Below are 18,725 nucleotides of genomic sequence, written 5' to 3'. Positions count from 1 at the left end.
TTCGCTGCGCTGCTATGCCTGAACGTGCATAGTCGTTGGGTCTGGGAGGCAATGTTTTAGTGCGGCGTTATTGCTGGCTCATACTACGGCGCGGTGGCCGTTTCTGACCGGTTCGAGGTCGAGCTGAGTGGGTGGCTTGGGTGGCTGTGCTGGTGCCGGAGGAGGTGCGGCGGCTTTTTCAGGTGTTGACCGGTGAGGACATGACGGATGCGGATGAGGATGCGTTGTTCGCGGTGGCGGCGGCGTTGGAGCAGGGTGCGGCGGCGGTGGAGACGTTGGGTCCGGTGGTGCGGGATGTGGTGAGGCGGGTGCGGGGGGAGTTTTCCGGCAAGGCGGCGGACCGGTTCACCGAGCGGTTGGCGGCGTTTGGCCCGGTTTTGGAGCCGGGTGCCGCGGGTTTGCGGGAGCTGGCGGGGTTTGTGCGGAATCTGGCCTTGCAGGTGCAGTATTTGAAGTTCGTGACAGTGGGGAGTTTGCTGCTGCTGTTAGCGGAGATCGCGTGGGCGGTGTCGATGGCGGGGCTGACGGCGGGGGCGAGTATGGCGTGGCTGGCGGCGCGGTTCGCGGTGATGCGGTTTCTGTTGTCGCGATGGTGGGGGCAGCTGTTCATGCGGCTGGCGGTGGCCCAGATCGTGGGGATCGGATTGCAGTTGGTGGTGGAGGTAGGGGCGCAGGGGGCGCAATTCGCGTTGGGGACGCGGAAGAAATGGGATGGCGAGCTAACGACGATGGCGGTGGGGGTCGGCTCGTTCGGTGCCTTGCTGGCGGTGCCTCTCTCGGCGCTGGGCAACGTGGTGGGCAATGCGATCACCAAGGTGTTGGTGCGCGGCCTGGGCGATGAGATCGATGCGGAGGTGTTGGCAGCGGCGGCTAAGCATGCTGCGGAGGAGCATGCGCAGCTGTATCCGTTGTCGTCGATGGCCCGTTTTGCCGATGTGGTGTCGAAGAGCCTGGATGATTACACGAGGATGTCGGTGCGGGCGATGTGGGCGGCCCGTTTCGGTCACGGCCTGGGGGAGTCGCTGGAAGAGGGCCTGGCCGAGATGTTCGGCGAGGCCGGGTATGGCGCGTTGAGTGGTCAGGGGGCGCAGTGGAATCCGTTCTCCTTCACCGCCGGGTTGTCCGAGGCGGTGGGGTCGGGCATCGGGAACCTGACCGGACTCGCGTTGCGGGGCCAGTTGATTCCACCTGGCCGAGCTCAGGACGCCGCTGGCGGGGAGAAGGATTCCGGCAGCACGGACACGGATACGTCCGAGAGCTTGTGGGTGAACTCCGGGTCGCAGACGGACGAGAAGACCGGCTTCTTGGAATCCCTCAGCGAAAAGTCCGACTCTCCGAGCGGGGTGTCCGGTGCGTCGTGGCACGAGGCCGATGCAGCGGCCCCGGGTGTGCTGCGGGATGCGGACCGGCCAGGCACGCCACCGCCACCTTATAGCCCGCTTCACGGAGACGACCTCGACCGGAGCGATTTACCGGTGCCCGGCGGTGCGGTCACGATAGGAGGGGCTGGTGTCGATGGGCCGCCGCCGGCCTACAAAGCGGATGCCCAAGCAGGTGTTGCTCTGACCTATGTGGACCATGCGGACGCCTTGCCGGTGGAAAAGCCGTCGACGGACGCCATCGATGCGTCCAGTGCGTCTTCGGACACCGCTACGTCGCAGACGACTTCTTCGGTGGCTGGCGTGGTCTCGGATACCGAGGGCGGGGCCACGTTGCAGAACCAGGGTTCTGCGGGGGGTGAGGCGACCGGTCCAGGTCCGCCTGTGGCGGCGGGTTCCGGTGCGGCGGGCGCGATGAATGCGGATGCGTCTCGCTTGGGCGAAGATGCGCCGCAGTCTCCGGTATCGCCGGATTCATCGCTGCTGCCGGGCGTGTCGGGGGTGGTGTCATCCGGTGACCCAATGCTGGGCGAGGTGCCAGCGGGGTTGCCTGCGGGCGCGGTGCGGGTATCGGTGCCGGTAGATGCGGTGTCTGGTGGCGGGGTTGCGGAGTACGTGCGTGGTCGGGTGCGGGATATCGGTGCGGGTCCAGTGGTATTGGTGTCGGGCTCGGGTGCCGGTGTGGTGGTGTCGTCGGGTCAGGCTTCGGAGGCGGCGCGGGGCGTGGGGCGCGATGTTGTTGCACTGATGGCGGAGCGTGGTCCGCGATGGATGCGGTTCGCTCCCGATGGATCTCGACCCCGGCCGCTGGGTGGGCCGTGGCCGGTGGTTGCGCCGAAGCAGGCCGGCCAGGGCCACGATGGGCCGAATGCGTTGGCAAGTTCGTCGATTGCGGTTCCGGCGGGTGCGGCCGACACGGTGGCTGCGCGTCCGAGTGAGGCGGGTCGTGCCGAAACGGAGTCGGCGGTCACGGGCCCGCACTTCGCGGCACACGACACTTCGGCCATGTCCGATGCGGGCATGCCGAGGCAGGACGAGCGCGCACCGGTTGCTGTGGCGGAGTGGACGGATTCGGAATTGCGTCGGGAGGTTGAGCGGGCTCGGTCGGTGGGTGGGTTGCGTGACGTGGCTGTGGGGATTGTGCGGGCTACGCACGATGTGGCGGCGCTGGCGCGGGGAGACGCGGGTGTGCCGTTGGATGATGTGATGGCCTTGGTTGCGGCGCGGGTTGATGGGGCGGGGCGTGCCGAGGCGGTGCGGTTTTCGCTGGAATTGGCGGACAGGCTTGGTACGCATGGGACGGGGTTGGCCGTTCGTGCTGGGGCGGGCCAGGGGACGGGTGAGGATGCTCCGGTTTTCGGGAGGCCTGCGGGCGGTGGTGAGGCTGGGTCTGGGAATGAGGCGGCGGCGTGGGCGTTTGGGTTTGATCCGGGTGTTGCTGAGTCGGGGGAAGATCGACGGGCGTGGGCGGTTGATCCGATGGCTGCCGGGCCGTCCTTGGATTCTGCGTGGGGTGCTGCGCTTGGGGCATCGGTGGCTGAGGACGGGGTTGAGCGGACGCGGTTGGTTTCTGAGTTGTGGCGGTTGGTTGGTTCTTTGCGGGAGCTTTTGGTTGGTGCGCCGGAGGGTTATATGCCCAGGTTGCGGGGCCGGGTCGGGCTGTGGTCGGAGACGTTGGGGCGGGGTGGGTTCGATGGTGCGGCGCTGGTGGATTTGCGGAAGCGGGTGAATGATGCTGGGGCGTTGGTTGAGCGGATGCGCAACGATTTGGGGTCTCGTGGTGTTACCGAGTTGTTTCAGGGCGCGGATGCCGGATTCGGGGCGAGTGGTGAGTATGTGAATCCGGATGTGGCGGAGCCGTCGGTGTCTGTTGGGGATGCGTGGTGTGGCGGTGGAGCAGCGGTTGGTGGTGGTAATGCTCGTAAGCGGGGTCGTGCCGATGATGAGGCTGATGAGGGTGTCTTGCGGGGTCGGGTGCGGACTCGTGTCGTGGCAGGGGATTCGGACTCGCCGGCATCGGAGGAGGCCGGGCGGCTTGGTAGCGCGGCGCAGTTGCGGGAGGCGGCGCGGATGGAGGCGCGTCGTGCTCGTGACGCCGGTAAGCCCTACAGCCAAGGGGAATTGGCGGACCAGTTCGGAAAGAGCGTGACGTGGGCTAAGGCCCGGCTTAGGGAAATCAGGGATGAGGGTGGTGTGACCCGGAGGGAAGCCGTGGCGGAGGAGCGGGAGCGGGAGTGGGAGGCGGCGCGGGTGGAGGCGCGTCGTGCTCGTGACGCCGGTGAGCCCTACACCGGCGAGACGTTGGCGGAGAAGTTCGGAAAGGGGGCGGGGTGGGGTTGGCAGCGGCTTGCGGAAATCAGAGCTGAGAGGGGGGAAGAATACTCAGAGCGAGAGCGGGAGGCGGCGCGGGTGGAGGCGCGTCGTGCTCGTGACGCCGGTAAGCCCTACAGCCAAGGGGAATTGGCGGACAAGTTCGGAAAGAGCGTGACGTGGGCTAAGGCCCGGCTTAGGGAAATCAGGGGCGAGGGTGGCCTGACCCGGCTGTCTTTTCGGGAGCAGGAGCGGGAGCGGGAGTCGGAGGCGGTCCGGGTGGAGGCGCGTCGTGCTCGTGACGCCGGTGAGCCCTACACCGGCGAGACGTTGGCGAAGAAGTTCGGAAAGAGCGCGGCGTGGGGATGGCGGCGGCTTGCGGAAATCAAAGATGAGGGCGGCCCAACTGGGCAGGCTTTGACTGAGCAGGGGGAGGCAGCGCGGGCGGCGGGTCGCGCTCGTGATGCGGGTGAGCCCTATAACAGTGAGGCGTTGGGGACGAATTTCGGAACGGCTACGGAGCGGGACTGGGCGCGGCTTGCGGAGATCGGACGTGAGGGTCGTGTGCCCCAGAGGGAAGTTTGGGCGGACGAGCGGGAGGCGGCGCGCGTGGAGGCGCGTCGTGCTCGTGACGTCGGTAGGCCCTACACCCGAATGGAGTTGGCGGAGAAGTTCGGAAAGAGCAAGAAGTGGGGCCGCACGCGACTTAAGGAAATCAGGGATGAGGGTGGTGTGACCCGGTGGGAGTGGGAAGTGCAGGAAGGGGAGCGGTTGCGGGAGGCGGCGCGGGTGGAGGCGCGTCGTGCTCGTGATGTTGGTGGGCCCCACACCGGCGAGACGTTGGCGGAGAAGTTCGGAAAGAGCACGAAGTGGGGTCGCACGCGGCTTAAGGAAATCAGGGAAGAGGAGGGAGTGCCCCCTGTGGGGGACGAGCGGGAGTGGGTGCGGGTGGATGAGCGTCGTGCTCGTGACGCCGGTGAGCCATACATCGGCGAGACGTTGACGGAGAAGTTCGGAAAGAGCGCGGTGTGGGCACGGAAACGGCTTGCGGAGATCACGGATGAGGGTGGTGTGACCAGGAAGGAGTTGGCAGCGCGGGAGGCGGAGCGGTTGTGGGAGGAGGCGCGGGTGGAGGCGCGTCGTGCTCGTGACGCGGGCGAGCCCTACACCAGTGTGGCGTTGGGCAAGAGGTTCGGAAAGAGTTCGGAGTGGGGCCGCAACCGGCTTAAGGAAATCAGGGATGAGGGTGGTGTGACCCGGCAGGAGTTGTCTGCGCAGGAGGGGGAGCGGTTGCGGGAGGCGGCGCGGGAGGAGGCGCGCCGTGCTCGCGACGCGGGCGAGCCCTACACCAGTGCGGAGTTGGGGAGCAAGTTCGGAAAGACCGAGAGATGGGCTAGGTACCGGCTTGCGGAAATCAAGGATGAGGGTGGTGCGGGCAGTGGGGCATTGTTTGAGTGGGACCAGGAGGCGGCGCGGGCGGAAGCCCGTCGTGCTGACGCGGGTAAGCCCTACACCGACGCGGATTTGGGCAAGAAGTTCGGAAAGAGCGCGAGGCGGGCTAGAAACCGGCTTAAGGAGGTCCAGGATGAGGGTGATGTGACCCGGGAGGAGGTTGTGGCGGAGGAGCGGGAGGCGGCTCGGGCGGAGGCGCGTCGTGCTCGTGACGCCGGTGAGCCCTACACCGGCGAGACGTTGGGGAAGAAGTTCGGAAAGGGCGTGACGTGGGGCAAAGAGAGGCTTGCGGAGATCAAGGATGAGGGTGATGTGACCCGGGAGGAAGTTGTGGCGGAGGAGCGGGAGGCGGCTCGGGCGGAGGCGCGTCGTGCTCGTGACGCCGGTGAGCCCTACACCGGCGAGACGTTGGGGAAGAAGTTCGGAAAGGGCGTGACGTGGGGCAAAGAGAGGCTTGCGGAGATCAAGGATGAGGGTGATGTGACCCGGGAGGAAGTTGTGGCGGAGGAGCGGGAGGCGGCTCGGGCGGAGGCGCGTCGTGCTCGTGACGCCGGTGAGCCCTACACCGGCGAGACGTTGGGGAAGAAGTTCGGAAAGAGCGCGACGTGGGGCCGGGAGCGGCTTCGCGAGATCAGGGATGAGGTTGACAGATCCGTCGGCGAGGTACCGAGTTCTGGGATTGGTGTGCCGCCGGAGGTTGGGCCGTCTGCGGATGTGGCTGCGGAGTCGGAGCATGGTTCTGAGTCATTAGTCGTGGCGGAGTGGGCGGAGTTGGATTTTCGTCGGGAGGTTGAGCGGGCTCGGTCGGTGGGTGGGCCGCGTGAGGTGGCTGTGGGGATTGTGCGGGGTACGCATGATGTGGTGGCGCTGGCGCGGGGCGATGTGGGTGTGTCGTTGGATGATGTCGTGGCGTTGGTTGCGGCGCGGGTTGATGGGGTGGGGCGTGTTGAGGCGGTCCGGTTTTCCCGGAAGTTGGCGGACCGGCTTGGCACGCAAGGGACGGGGCTGGGCATCCGTGCCGGGGCGGGGCCGGATCCCCAGGCGGACGTTTCGGTGCCCGAGGACCCCGCGGCCACCGAGCCGGCGGAAACTCCGATGACGTGGACGCTTGATCTGGATGTCGCGTCTGCGTTGGATTCGCTGGAGGTCGCGGGATGGTCGTGGGGTGATGGGCCGGGGGCGGGGGCGGACGATGCGGGTCAGCTGGCTTTCGGTTCGGCGGCGGCTGATGATCCTGGTGTCGGAGGAATGGATGCGGCTGCGAGCGGTAGCGGGGGTCGTGAGGATGACTCTGCCGATGAGGGTGCGGCGCGCAGGCCCGTGGGTCCGGAGGCGAACGTCCCAATTCTGAAGGAATTTGGGCTCACCGCAGAGACTGATGAGTGGAGGACCGCGCGGGTTGAGGGCTGGTCGGCGCGGTTGGCGAGAGGCGAGTCGGCTGGCGTGGATGTGGCGGCCTTGCGGAGGCGGGTGGGGCAGGCGGTGCACTTGCTGGAGCGGGTGCGGGCAGAGCTGTCGGGGCTGGCTGTTGAGCCGGCTGTCGTTGGGCCCAGCGCTGTGGAGAAGGTCGTCGAGGCGGTAGCGTCGCCGGGTTCGCGAGAGGTTGCGGCGACGATTGTGCGAGGGACGCATGACGTGGTGAGGCTGGCGCGTCAGGGGGCTTTGGACGCGGTGGTGGGGCGGGTTGCGGCGAGGATTCGTGAGTTTGGCCGCGACGAGGCGTTGCGGCATTCCCGGGAGCTGGCGGCCGAGCTCGGTACCGAGGGCAACGCGCTGACTGTCCACGCTGGAGCCGGGGCGGATTCACCGGCGGCTGCCCGACAGTCGGGTTCCGCCGAGTCGGCGGGTGGCCCGCCGACGGTTGATCTGTCGGAATCCGCGCTGGAGCGCGCCTTGCTTGAATGGGCTGATTCGGCGGGTGGTGCGGGGTCGTGGTCGGTTGATCCGTCGAGCGCCGGACCGTCGTTGGGTATCGAGCGGGATGCGACACTCTCCGGCCAAGCCGGTGGCGCGGCGACGAAAGGCACGCCGGGCGCGGATCTGGTTGCGGCCCAGTCGAGTGCGGCCCAAGTGAGTGCCCAGTCGAGTGTGGATGGTTCGAGTGACGAGGGTACCGAGTCTGCGGGGGCGTCCGGTCGGCCTGTGCTCCGGGCGGAAGGGGTGGGCCGGGAGGAAGCGTGGGCGGAGCTGCGTCGTGCTCGCGACGCGGGTCAGCCGCACACCGCCCGATCGTTGGGGGAGGCGTTAGGAAAGAGCAAGCGGTGGGCTAGGGATCGGCTTGCGGAGTTCAGGAGGCGCGAGGGCGTTACGACCGAGGATCAGCACGATGCGCGGTTGGAAGAGGTGTGGGCGGAGGTGCGTCGTGCTCGTGACGCGGGTGAGCCCCACAACGGTGCGACCTTGGCTACCAGGTTCGGAAAGGGTAGCTGGTGGGGTAGGCAGCGGCTGGCGGAGTTCAGGAGGCGCGAGGGCGCTACGGCCGAGGATCCGCACGATGCGGGGCTAGAGGATGTGTGGGTGGAGCTGCGTCGGGCTCGTGACGCGGGTGAGCCGCACACCGGTGCGACCTTGGCTGCCAAGTTCGGAAAGAGCGTGACGTGGGGCGGCCAGCGGCTTGCGGAGTTCAGGAGGAGCGAGGGCGGTACGACCCAGGCGCAGTTGGCTCAGCAGGATTGGGACGCCGAGTTGGCGGAGTGGCGTCGGGCTCGTGACGCGGGTGAGCCCCACACCGGTGCGACCTTGGCGGCCAAGTTCGGAAGGGGCACGTCCTGGGGTCAGCGCCGGATTAGGGAATTCCGGATTATGGAAGGGATTATCGTTTCGCCGGATGCGGCGAAGCAGCAGCGGGGTGCGGAGTTGGAGCAGGTGTGGGCGGAGCTGGGTCGGGCTCGTGACGCGGGTGAGTCCTACACCGGTACGACATTGGGGGCGAAATTCGGCAAGGGCAGGAAGTGGGGTGATCGGCGGCTTGCGGAGTTCCGTGGCAGGACGGGAGATAACGGTCCGGCAAGGGTGACGACGCGGCAGTCAAGGAAGAACTTGGAGCCGGTGTGGGCGGAGGTGCGGCGGGCTCGGGACGCGGGCGAGCCCCACACCGGTGTATCGCTGGCGAGGGCGTTCGGAAAGAGCTCGTCGTGGGGCAGGGCGCGGCTTGCGGAGTTCAGGACTGCGGAGGCCAGTGGGTCAGCCCTGGATGCCTCGGGGCCCGGGGATGCTGCGCCAGCAGAGGACGTGTCGGCAGCGCGGGCGGATGTGCCTGGTGAACGATCCCCGGTCGGAGAGGAATCTGCCGGGGTTGGCGGGTCGAGTGGCGTGGACGCTGCACCGATGGACGATACGTTTGACCCGCTTGCTAGCGAATCGGTGCGCAGTTTGCTGGCGTGGGCTGCTGAGCCGCTGGGCGGTGTGGAGCCGTGGTCGGTTGTTCCGTCGAGCGCTGCGCCGTTGTTGGATCCCCGGAGGGCGACGAATGATGAGATCGGATGGGGCGAGACTTTTGACGCGGACACTGCTGTTCATGCTCTCGCCGAAACACCTTCGATAGGCGAACGCGGTGGCCGTAAGCGGGGCGCTGATGATTCGGGTGATGAAGGTGCTGCGCGCAAGGCTGGGGGGCCGCGCCGCCTGTCCTGGCCGCGCTCCCCCGGGTAGTCACAGCGCCGCAGGAGGAATGACCTCCCCGGTGGCGCGGCCGTCGGGGTGCAGCATCCATCCCATGCGTTTCGGTGTGCGCAGGTTGACGCCGTTGTCCTTGACGCGCAGCCACGGAATGCGTTCCCCGATGAGACCCTCCAGCCGGAGCAGATCGGGTAGCGAGCGGGTCCAGAAGGTGAAGACGATGTTGCTATCCCCGGTAGTGGAGGCGCAGAGCCGTAGTTCCGGGAACGTCGCCAGCGCCTGGACGGTTCGCTGGTGGTCTGCTGGCGCGACGCTGCCCATCCAGGTGCTGCTGATCGGCCAGTTGGACACCGACTGCGCCACTTCGCAGCGGAAGGACAGCAGACCGCTCGACAGCAGGCGCCCCAGTTGCCGTCGTACCGTGGCGGGGTTGCGGCCGGTGCGCCGGGCGAGATCGGCTGCCGCCTGCCGGCCGTCGTAGGCCAACGCCCCGATTAGCGCCCGGGCGTTGGCCTGTGCGCTGACTCCCGGTACTGGTCGCAACGTCCGGGCCGCCGCCTCGAACGCCCGCTGCTGCTGGGGGCTGAGCGCGTCCAACCGCCAGGAGCTGCCGTCTCGATGCGTGGCGCTGACCACGTGCGTGCGTTGCCGTTCGACGCCCGGTAGCCGGGGCAGATCGTCGAGCACGAACCGCGTGAGCTCGGCCAGATCCCGAGTGATCACCGTCAGCAACAGGTCTCTGCCGCGCGTGGACTCCTCTACCGTGACCGCCCGCGGATCGGCGCACACGGCGCGCACCGCGTCGGCCCGCGCTCCCGGCAGGCAGTCGACTTCCACCAGCGCAAGCACGATCCGCTGATAGTCCCCACCGGGATGAGCTGTGACCCACGCGAGGCCCTCGGTATGCAATCGCGCCCAACGCCCCGCCAGGGTGGCCGGCGTCGAGTCCAGGATCCTGGCGGCTTCCGCCCAGCTCGCCCGGGGTGCGATCTGCAGCCCGTGTAACAGCGCCAGGTCACGCTCATCGAGGTCCTTCACGAAAACAACATAACAAGTCAGATCAGTGCACGAATCAATCGATTTTCGGCTCAGTCCGTACCGGAGATGCACACTCTGGGGACATTCTGCACCGGGAGGGTCACATAATGTCGGCAGTGGTGGATGCGCGGGCGATGGCGGGAGACCTCATCGAGCTACGCAGAACATTGCATCGTGAGCCCGAGATCGGCCTGCGGCTGCCGCGCACCCAGGAGCGCGTTTTGGTCGCTCTCGACGGGCTGCCGCTGGAGATCACCACCGGCGACAGCTGCACCTCGGTGACGGCGGTGCTGCGCGGCGCCCGGTCAGACCACAGCGTTCTCCTGCGCGCCGACATGGACGCCCTGCCCGTGCAGGAGGCCACGGGGCTCGACTACACCTCTACGGTCGATGGCGTCATGCACGCATGCGGGCACGATCTCCACACCGCGATGCTGGTCGGCGCCGCCCACCTGCTGTCGTATCGTCGCGACGAACTCGCCGGCGACGTCGTTTTCATGTTCCAGCCCGGCGAGGAGGGCTGGGAAGGCGCACGAGCCATGATCGATGAGGGCGTGCTCGACGCCTCCGGTCGGCGGGTCGCTGCCGCCTACGGGCTGCACGTGTTCTCCACGTTCTCCCCGGCCGGTGTGTTTCAGAGCCGCCCCGGGCCGATGCTCGCCGGGTCGGCGTCCCTCACGGTCACCGTGCACGGCGGAGGAGGGCACGGATCCACCCCGCATCTCACCAGAGACCCGATCATCGCGGCGGCCGAGATGATCAGCGCCCTGCAGACGATGGTCACGCGCGAATTCGATGTGTTCGACCCTGTCGTGCTCACCGTCGGCGTGTTCCAGGCGGGCACTCGCAGCAACATCATTCCCGAGTCCGCGCGGTTCGAGGCCACCATCCGGACGTTCTCCGCCTCCGTCAAGGAGCGGATCCGGGCGTCGGCGGTGCGACTCGTGCGGGGGCTCGCGGACGCGCACGATGTCGAGGTCGACGTCGACTACGCCGACGCTCGGCCGGTGACCGTGAACGACAAGGCCGAGCACGATTTCGCCCGCGAGGTCGTCCGCGAATCCTTGGGCGAGCGACGTTACTCCGCGATGGCGAACCCGGTCGCGGGAGCAGAGGACTTCTCTCGCGTGCTCGCGGAAGTACCCGGCTGTTTCCTGGCACTTGGCGCGATGCCCCGCGGCGCAGAGCCGGACCAGGTCGCTTTCAACCACAGTCCACGCGCCGTCTTCGACGACTCGGTCCTTGCCGACGGCGCGGCCCTGTTCACCGAGCTGGCAACCCGTCGGCTCAGCATCTCACCGGAGCCCAGCCATGACTGATACCGCTGCGCCAGCGCCCGCCACGCCGGTGCGGAAACGCGACACCCACATGCTCGTCGGCACCGTCCTCGGCCATGCCCTGGAGTGGTACGACTGGGGCATCTACGCCATCTTCGTGCCGTTCTTCGCCACCCAGTTCTTCGATCAGCAGGACCCCTTCTCCGCGCTGCTGTCGAGCCTCGCCATCTTCGCTGTGGGGTTCATCGCCCGGCCGCTCGGTGGGTTCGTGTTCGGCTGGCTGGCCGACCGGATCGGCCGCAAGGCCAGCATGTCCGCCACCGTCTCCTTGATCGCTGCGGCGAGTTTCGTCATGGGGGTATCCCCCACCTACGCCGCGATCGGCGCCTGGGCCTCGCTGATTCTGCTGGCGGCCAGGGTGGTGCAGGGCCTCGCCACGGGTGGCGAGCTCCCGTCGGCGCAGACCTACCTGTCCGAGATGGCACCCGCGGCACGACGCGGGCGCTGGTCGAGCCTGATCTACATCGCAAGCGTTTTCGGTAACACCGTCGGCGTGCTCCTCGGCGTTATCCTGACCACCGCCCTGTCCAAGCAGGAAATGCAGGCGTTCGGCTGGCGCATACCGTTCATCCTCGGCGGCGTATTCGGTCTCGTCGCCATCTACATGCGACGGAAGATGAACGAGTCACATGCCTTCACCGTTGAGCAACAGACGGACAAGGTTCGGCTGTGGCCGGAAATCGTCAAGCACCGCAAGCAGGCCATCCACGTGATCGGCCTGACCGTCGGCATCACGGTCGTCTACTACTCCTGGGTGGTCGCGGCACCGGCTTACGCGATCAGCTCCCTGCACATTGACTCCAGCGCCGCGCTCTGGGCGGGAGTCGCCGCCGCCGTGGTGATGATGGCTGTCATGCCGCTCTGGGGCATGTTGTCCGACCGGATCGGCCGCAAGCCGGTGTTGTTCATCTCCACCCTCGGCTGCGCGATACTGGTCTTTCCGCTCCAGTTCCTCGTGCGCGACAGTGCGTGGCAACTTTTCGCCGGTATGGCGCTGGCCGCGGTGTTCATCTCGGCCGGTGTGTCCATCCTGCCTGCCGTGTACGCGGAGATGTTCCCCACCCGGATCCGCGCCATCGGACTCGCGGTGCCGTATTCCATCGCGGTCGCGGCGTTCGGCGGCACCGCACCGTATCTGCAATCGTGGATGGGAGCGGAATTCGGCCGCTCCGCCTTCACCGGATACGTGGTGGTGCTGATGCTGATCTCCAGCGTGGTCACCGTTTCGATCCCCGAAACTCGCGCAAAGGAACTCGGCTAGCGATGCGACTACTCGACGTGCTCGCCGACGGCGACCAGCAGATCATCGACCTGTCACAGCCACTGCAGGAAGGGATGCCCGCCTCACCCACCCACCCGGGATTCCGGCTGGCCCTGGCGCAGCGCCACGGCGACGTGGTCCGTGCCGACGGCATGACAGGCTCGCACGAGCTGATCGTCATGGGCGGGCACGTCGGCACCCACATGGATGCCTTCAGCCACGTCGCCACGGACGGCTTGATGTACGGGGAGGTCCCCGTGGCCGACGCCGTGGAGCACGGCCGCTACCGGGTAAACGGAATCGACCAGGTCCCGCCGATCGTGTGCCGGGGAGTGCTGTTCGACATCGCGCGGCTACGCGGCGTCGCCCGCCTTGAGCCGGGCGAACCGGTGACCGCGACCGACCTGACGCGCACCGGTCTGGAACCGCGGCCCGGCGATGTCGCACTGATCCGAACCGGGTGGCCCCAACTGTGGGATTCCCGCTCTGCTTACGTGGGCGGCGAAAGCGGGGTGCCCGGCCTTGACCCCAGCGGGGCGAAATGGCTGGCCGCCCGCCAGGTCCGGGCGGTCGGTGCCGACACCATCGCCCTGGAACAGATCACGCCCAGCGGCGGCCTGTCCCAGCTGCCCGTGCACCGCATCCTGCTGCGCGAGGAGGGCATCTACCTCATCGAGGTCATGAATCTCGAACAGCTTTCGGCCACCGGAGCGACGGAATTTCTCTTCATCTGCGCGCCGCTGCGCATCGTCGGCGCAACCGGCGCGCCCGTGCGGCCGCTGGCGGTGCTGGCATCGCCATGCTGATGCCGAATTGCCGCGGGGTACCACTGGTCCAATGTGGACAAGGACGCCGCCTGGGAACAGATGTTGCGCGACTCGGTGTGTCCCATCCGGGACAGCGGACTGCTCGAACTCGTCGATGTGCCGGCGGAAGGCATCGAGCTGGAGCCGGGGGGGCCGGCTGCTGCCGGCACCCATTTCCCGGCTCCAACCGGTGGCGTCGTCCGCCGGGAAGGCAACGGATACCGGCCCAGACCCTAGGTGGTGTAGGAAATGAATCCGCCGACGAGGGCACCGTAGACGATATGCCCCAGCAGGCCGACGATCGGTGTCACCACCCCGTAGTTGAGCATGAGAAACCCTGGCGGTTCGAGCAGCGCGGTGTGGGGAGCGCTGGTCACGCTGGTTCCCATCCGCGGGTGCACCGCCGGCAGCAGGATGTTCACCAGCGCGGTGGCAGCGAACATGCCATGAACCAGACCGAAAATTGCCCCCAACCACCAGCTACTGGTTCCCAGGGCCACGAACAGCCCGTAGTAGCCCAGGGCGAACAGTTCTCCGATGACGAAGTGCGCCAGGTAGCCGAGGGCTTTCGCGCGGGAGCGGTTGGCCGTAACGCAGGTGCCGAGCAGGAAGGGGAGGTCTATGCGGGTCAGTTTGAGCTCATTCGCCGCGCGCAACGCCGTGGTCAGCACCAGGGTGCCGATGAACCCGCCGGCGAGCGCCCCCCAGATCGTCACCGTGCCATCGCCCCCTCGGTGATCGCACAGGCCGCGCTGATCAACGCCAGATGAGTCAGGCCCTGCGGCATGTTGCCCAGAAATTCCCCCGTGGTCGGGTCGATTTCCTCGCCGTAGAGGCCAACGTCGTTAGCCAGCCCGACCAGTTGGGATCAACTCCGTGGCCTCTTTGAGGTGGCCGCAGCGAGCCAGGGCCTCAGCCAACCAGAACGAGCAGGCCACAAACGCCCCCTCAGTCCCCTGCAGACCATCGTCGCCGCTGTAGCGGTACACAAACGGTCCATGCGCCAGGTCGCGGCGGATGGCCTCGACCGTGCCATGCATCCGAGGATGCTGCGGACTCGCATAGCCGCGCAGCAGGCCGAGCAATACGCTGACGTCCACATCCTCGGCGTCGGCGCTGCGCACGTAGCTGTTCTGGTTCGCGCTCAGACAGCGCGTTTCGATGAAATCTTCGATCGCGTCCTGCTCGCGTCGCCACGCGGGTGCGTGCCGGCGGGAAAGCAGCCCTCGTTCGGCCAAACGCAGCGCGCGGTCGAGAGCGATCCAGCACATCATCTTTGACTGAGTGAAATGTTGGGGCGGGCTGCGGACTTCCCAGATCCCCGCGTCCGGTTGCCGCCAGCTCGCGCACACGAAATCGGCCACCCTTGCCAGCCGTCGAGCGATGTCGGGATCGAGCCGGCCGCTGGCTGTCGCATACAGCCAGGCCGTCTGCAGCAGTTCGCCGTAGGTGTCCAGCTGCAGCTGCTCGGCCGCGGCATTGCCCACCCGCACCGGCGCTGACCCGCGGTACCCCTCCCATGCGAGCGGCCGCTCGGGTGCGCGGGCCCCACCGTCGAGCCGGTACAGCGGGCGCAGGCGCGGCTCGGTGAACTGGGTGGCATGCATCAGCCACCAGAAGTAGGCCTGCGCCTCGCCGGGGCACCCGAGTGCGAGAAAGGCGTCCAGGGTGAAGGCGGAATCCCGCAGCCAGGAAAACCGGTAATCCCAGTTGCGCCCGCCGCCGATCTCCTCGGGAAGCGACGAGGTCGCAGCGGCGGCCACCGCGCCCGACGGGGCGAACACCAGCAGTTTCAGGGCCAATGCACCGCGCGTCACGGCTTCCTGCCATCGCCCGGCGTAGGCGCGATCCCGCAGCCAGGCCCGCCAACGGTGGCCGGTCTCCGCCAGCCGCGCCGCACACTCTGAGCGTGCGGGCACCACCAGCGGCTCCTCATGCGCGAAGCTCAGTGCGAGCAGGGCCTGCGAACCCAGCCGGATCTCGAAGGCACCTTTGATCGCCCCATCGGCACCTACCGGCTCGCCCGCACCCCAGGTGCACACGGCCACCGCGTCCGTGCCTGCCGACGCCATCGGTACGCCTGCTCGCCGGTTGATACGTGTGCCTGCGGCGCCGTAGCCGAAACGGGGCTGCACCCTCCAGCGCATGGGCACTGCCCCGGACAGTCCTTCGACCTTGCGGACAAGTTCCCGGGTGGGCGTCAACGCCGCTCCGGGCAGTGTCAAGGCGTCGGTCACCTGGGCCGTGCCCTCGGCCGTGGTAAACGTCGTCTCTACGACGTTCGTGCTCGGGAGGTACCGGCGGCTCACCCGATACGGCAGCTCCGGTTCCAGGGCGAAACAGCCTCCCCGACGCGCATCGAGCACCGCGCCGAAGACCGTCGGCGAGTCCAGGTCCGGCATCGGCAGCCAGTCCACCGAGCCGTCCCGGGCGAGGAGGGCCACGGTGCGGCCATCGCCCAGCGCCGCGTACTCTCGCAGCGGCGCATACCCCTGCCAGCGCGGCGCAGCGACCCGTGAGCCGTTCCCGAGATCGGACCCGATCACCGAACCCTCCGAACTGCTACCGGGAGATCTCCTCAGATGGGTCTCAACTCCTTCACAATCGTCGGTTGCCGGACCCTCCCGTAGGGTCGCCGGTCCGCAGGTGGTCGCAAACCGCCTCTTCCGCTCCTCCGGATCGAAGGCCACGTGGTTTTTGATCAGCCGGGCTAGCGGGCTGGGGTGCGCGTGATACCAGGTCCCATTGCTCAAGGTGCTGGATTTGCACACGATGTTGTAGTAGCTGGCGATGCCCTCCCACGAGCAAAGTGCTTTCGCCTTGCTCTTGGTCAAGAAACCGCACCCAGCAGTGCGGCCCGGCTCCACGGCCGGGGCGCACTGAGCTGGGTTTTGCCGATCACCTTCAGGCGATCGCGTCCGGCGTTGCTCGCACCGCGTCTATTGGTCGCTTCCCCTAGATATAATTACGGTGGATGTTTTCGACATGAAGGCTTGGCCGTGCACTTGGTATTCGTGCGGCCCCATTATATCTGGGTCTTGGTGTGAAAACGGACATCCACTTGCTGGGCACTCCCACACTATGGGTTCGTCGGTATCGATCGTTTCCGCTTCGTCAAGCATCGAACCCTTCATTCATCGGCTTGTTGTGCGTGCGGTAGAAGTCTTTGATGGCCCTTGACAAGTATGGGCCGTCAGGGGCCTTCTTAGCGTTTCGGCTTTGTTTGATATCTATCATCGCGTTGAGACAGCCACCGCCGACGTTTCGATGGTCTTGGTATCTAGGTAGAACCTCGATTATCCGCCGATGTACTGGACCTTTCAGCCTATGGCCGCAGTAAGCCAGCGGCCTAGGTCCCCCCGTCTCGATCTGGTGCCACCGTGCCTCGTTTTCGCCAGCCATCCAGTTGGCGAATTCGGGCACCGATATCAACGGTCTCTCGTTGTAGGCCAGAGGAGAGACAAAAGGGGCAATCCTATAATCAATATTTGGGCCCACGTCTGCGTGTACATCGGCGTACGTTCTCCGCTCCGCCGTCGGTACCACTGCGGCTGGTCACAGAATTATCAAGGCCACCACAAGGCACAGTAGTAATCGCCTAAATCTCAGCAAGGGTCTTCCTTACGCAGGAGTTCTATCAATTCCGTGAGTGTGTCTGCGAGCACGTTCAGGTCTTCTTTAGACGCGTCACGCCGGGGCAATTTAAATGCCACCTGATCAAGATCCCATGAAACTTTTCGCAGGACTATGTCTAGCTTCGGTCCAAGACTAGAAGAGCTTTCTGTGGGCTCCGGATCAGGGATGTCCGTCACAGGTACACCCTTACTCGCCTGCGGATCATGTCTCGCCGAACTCGGTTCCTGCGCCTGCGCTCTAGGCAGGACTTGAACGGGTTCCTCAACGCGTGCCGCCTTCCCTCCGTTGGAAGGGCGGCCCCCGCCGTCCGGCTGCCGGGGGGATCACGAACGACCGGCGGGGGCTGCCCAAGATGGATCTTGTCGGTGCACGGAGGGCGTGGGTGACACGCGGTGTGGCACTACCCAATCGCGTTAGTGGACTCCGAGTGTCTTAGCTAGACTCCTCAACTGCTCGGATTTAGCTGCGGGTGTGTGGAGCAGATCCCGAACGATAGATTTCGGCAGGCGCTGGTTCTTGAACCAGAAGGGGGCAGCGGAAGCCGTTGAGGACAACAGGGCTACCGCTTTGTCTTCGCCTCCGGTTTTGAGATGGACCAAAGCGCGATCGACGCTATGCCTGCTCCTAGATAGAGTAGGCAGGGAAGACCCTCCCTCCGGCACTGTCTTTGATGCTGTCAAAGCGTCACCGAATTCTCCTAGGTTGATAGCGATATCTGTGCTTTGCATAGCGACCGCCGACGGCCCGAAGACACTGCTGTGGTGGCACTGCCCGTCGGGAACCTCGTTGGATACCCCCCGTGCCTCAGCTAGAAAATGCATCGCCTCTGCGGCGTTGCCCGCACGTGCCTGCACGTTACCGGCTGAGAGCAACAAATTCCCGTAAACGCTCATTTGGGGAATGGTGTGGGTCCTGCCCGGTTCGATCGACTTAGCCGTCGAGGCGTACAGCTCGATGGATTCTTCGTACCTTCCCGCGACCATGAGTTGCCTTGCCAAAGATCCGCTAGCAGCGGCAGTCATTACGGGATCGTCTAGCTGAGCGGACAAGCTAATAGCCCTCTGCGAAGCTATATGAGCCGCGTCAGCGTGTCGTAGCCCCGAAAGGATACGCCCAGCAGCCCACAGCACCCGAGACAGCGAATGAACATAAGCTGGTCTGTCCGCGTCGTTTGACGCGGCTAGACCGGACTCTAGCCGTCGGATCAAATAAGGGAGAACACGCACAGCGGCATCGTGCCTACCATCAAAATACGCGCTCCAAATCGACAGTTCGGCATGCGCCGCTTCCTGGGTCGTCGCAGGGTTGTCTTTCGGGACGCCTACCAAGCTCACGGCGTGTCGTAGTGCCGTGATTCCTTGATCTTGATCGTGCTCAGGTATCGAGGCTGGGACGAGTAGATCAGCGAGCGTGACATCTAGGGCGCGAGCGATCTTGTGCAGGCTCGCGACGCTGCATGTCTGTCGCGTGCCCTGTTCGAGTTTGCGGATCAGCGCGATTGATAGACCCGCTCGGTCTGCAAGTTGCTGCTGTGTGTTGAGGTCGCCGCGTAGTTGCCGGATGCGTTCGCCTAGTGACTGTTGGTTACTCATGTGGCCACGGTACAGCGGAGTTGACCGGTGGGATAGATGATGCTAATGCGCTTCGTGGCAGCTGCCGCAGATCTGACAGGGCACGGCCACGCCGTGGAGCTCGATGTGTAGGGCCATAGCGTCTAGCGCCACCTGCCCCATGTCGACAAGCACGCGGCAACACCGCACGCCGCCGATCGGGCAGGCCCACCAACGCCGCCGGGCGACAACCACCACCTTGTAGGGGCTGCCAGGCTGCGCCAACTGGGACATGCGAGCCATGCTAACGCGACTGAGTCAGTGAACGGGACAAGCGC

The 18,725-nt window shown here is 66.2% G+C and carries 11 protein-coding genes; 5 read left to right on the top strand and 6 right to left on the bottom strand.

The window, feature by feature from the left end:
• Nucleotides 1-140: 140 nt before the first annotated feature.
• Nucleotides 141-8,792 carry a WXG100-like domain-containing protein gene (locus BJ970_RS05200; RefSeq protein WP_184724382.1) on the top strand — a complete coding sequence of 2,884 codons (8,652 nt, stop codon included), beginning with the start codon at nucleotides 141-143 and terminating at the stop codon, nucleotides 8,790-8,792.
• On the opposite strand, the gene BJ970_RS05195 is transcribed toward BJ970_RS05200, so the two are convergent.
• Complete coding sequence (locus BJ970_RS05195; protein WP_184724380.1) at nucleotides 8,793-9,797, bottom strand: Lrp/AsnC ligand binding domain-containing protein; 1,005 nt, start codon at nucleotides 9,795-9,797, stop codon at nucleotides 8,793-8,795. It lies immediately after the preceding gene.
• A 107-nt stretch (nucleotides 9,798-9,904) separates the two neighbouring features.
• Here BJ970_RS05195 and BJ970_RS05190 point away from each other — a divergent pair, with 107 nt between their 5' ends.
• The 4 genes from BJ970_RS05190 to BJ970_RS05175 are packed head-to-tail and all read left to right on the top strand — an operon-like array spanning nucleotide 9,905 to nucleotide 13,438.
• On the top strand, nucleotides 9,905-11,116 hold the full coding sequence (locus BJ970_RS05190) for a M20 metallopeptidase family protein (protein WP_184724378.1): 1,212 nt from the start codon (nucleotides 9,905-9,907) through the stop codon (nucleotides 11,114-11,116).
• On the top strand, nucleotides 11,109-12,395 hold the full coding sequence (locus BJ970_RS05185; protein WP_184724376.1) for an MFS transporter: 1,287 nt from the start codon (nucleotides 11,109-11,111) through the stop codon (nucleotides 12,393-12,395). Before BJ970_RS05190 ends, BJ970_RS05185 begins: the two co-directional genes overlap by 8 nt.
• A 2-nt stretch (nucleotides 12,396-12,397) precedes the next feature.
• The gene (locus tag BJ970_RS05180; RefSeq protein ID WP_184724374.1) at nucleotides 12,398-13,201 is read left to right on the top strand and encodes a cyclase family protein; all 804 of its coding nucleotides are present in this window, start codon (nucleotides 12,398-12,400) and stop codon (nucleotides 13,199-13,201) included.
• Nucleotides 13,202-13,234: 33 nt separating this feature from the next.
• Nucleotides 13,235-13,438: a hypothetical protein gene (locus BJ970_RS05175; RefSeq protein ID WP_184724371.1), complete on the top strand. Its 204-nt coding sequence runs from the start codon at nucleotides 13,235-13,237 to the stop codon at nucleotides 13,436-13,438.
• Here BJ970_RS05175 and BJ970_RS05170 read toward each other — a convergent pair.
• The 5 genes from BJ970_RS05170 to BJ970_RS05150 form a co-directional block, all read right to left on the bottom strand.
• Entirely contained in the window at nucleotides 13,435-13,917 is a 483-nt protein-coding gene (locus BJ970_RS05170) for a hypothetical protein (protein WP_184724368.1), read from the bottom strand. The two genes, BJ970_RS05175 and BJ970_RS05170, sit on opposite strands and share 4 nt — an antisense overlap.
• A complete protein-coding gene (locus BJ970_RS39865; RefSeq protein ID WP_376775108.1) occupies nucleotides 13,914-14,021 on the bottom strand; it encodes a hypothetical protein in 108 nt (35 codons plus the stop codon). Before BJ970_RS39865 ends, BJ970_RS05170 begins: the two co-directional genes overlap by 4 nt.
• A gap of 25 nt (nucleotides 14,022-14,046) precedes the next feature.
• Nucleotides 14,047-16,035 carry a glycoside hydrolase family 15 protein gene (locus BJ970_RS05165; RefSeq protein WP_246470720.1) on the bottom strand — a complete coding sequence of 663 codons (1,989 nt, stop codon included), beginning with the start codon at nucleotides 16,033-16,035 and terminating at the stop codon, nucleotides 14,047-14,049.
• 1,215 nt (nucleotides 16,036-17,250) lie between these two features.
• Entirely contained in the window at nucleotides 17,251-18,429 is a 1,179-nt protein-coding gene (locus BJ970_RS05155) for a helix-turn-helix domain-containing protein (RefSeq protein ID WP_184724364.1), read from the bottom strand.
• Between the two features lie 42 nt (nucleotides 18,430-18,471).
• Nucleotides 18,472-18,681, bottom strand: a complete 210-nt coding sequence (locus BJ970_RS05150) for a hypothetical protein (protein ID WP_184724361.1) — start codon at nucleotides 18,679-18,681, stop codon at nucleotides 18,472-18,474.
• Nucleotides 18,682-18,725: the final 44 nt, after the last annotated feature.

It is taken from the genome of Saccharopolyspora phatthalungensis, assembly GCF_014203395.1.
Lineage (GTDB): Bacteria > Actinomycetota > Actinomycetes > Mycobacteriales > Pseudonocardiaceae > Saccharopolyspora > Saccharopolyspora phatthalungensis.
Note: the sequence above shows the minus strand (reverse complement) of the source record. Positions and strands in the feature narration are given on the sequence as shown.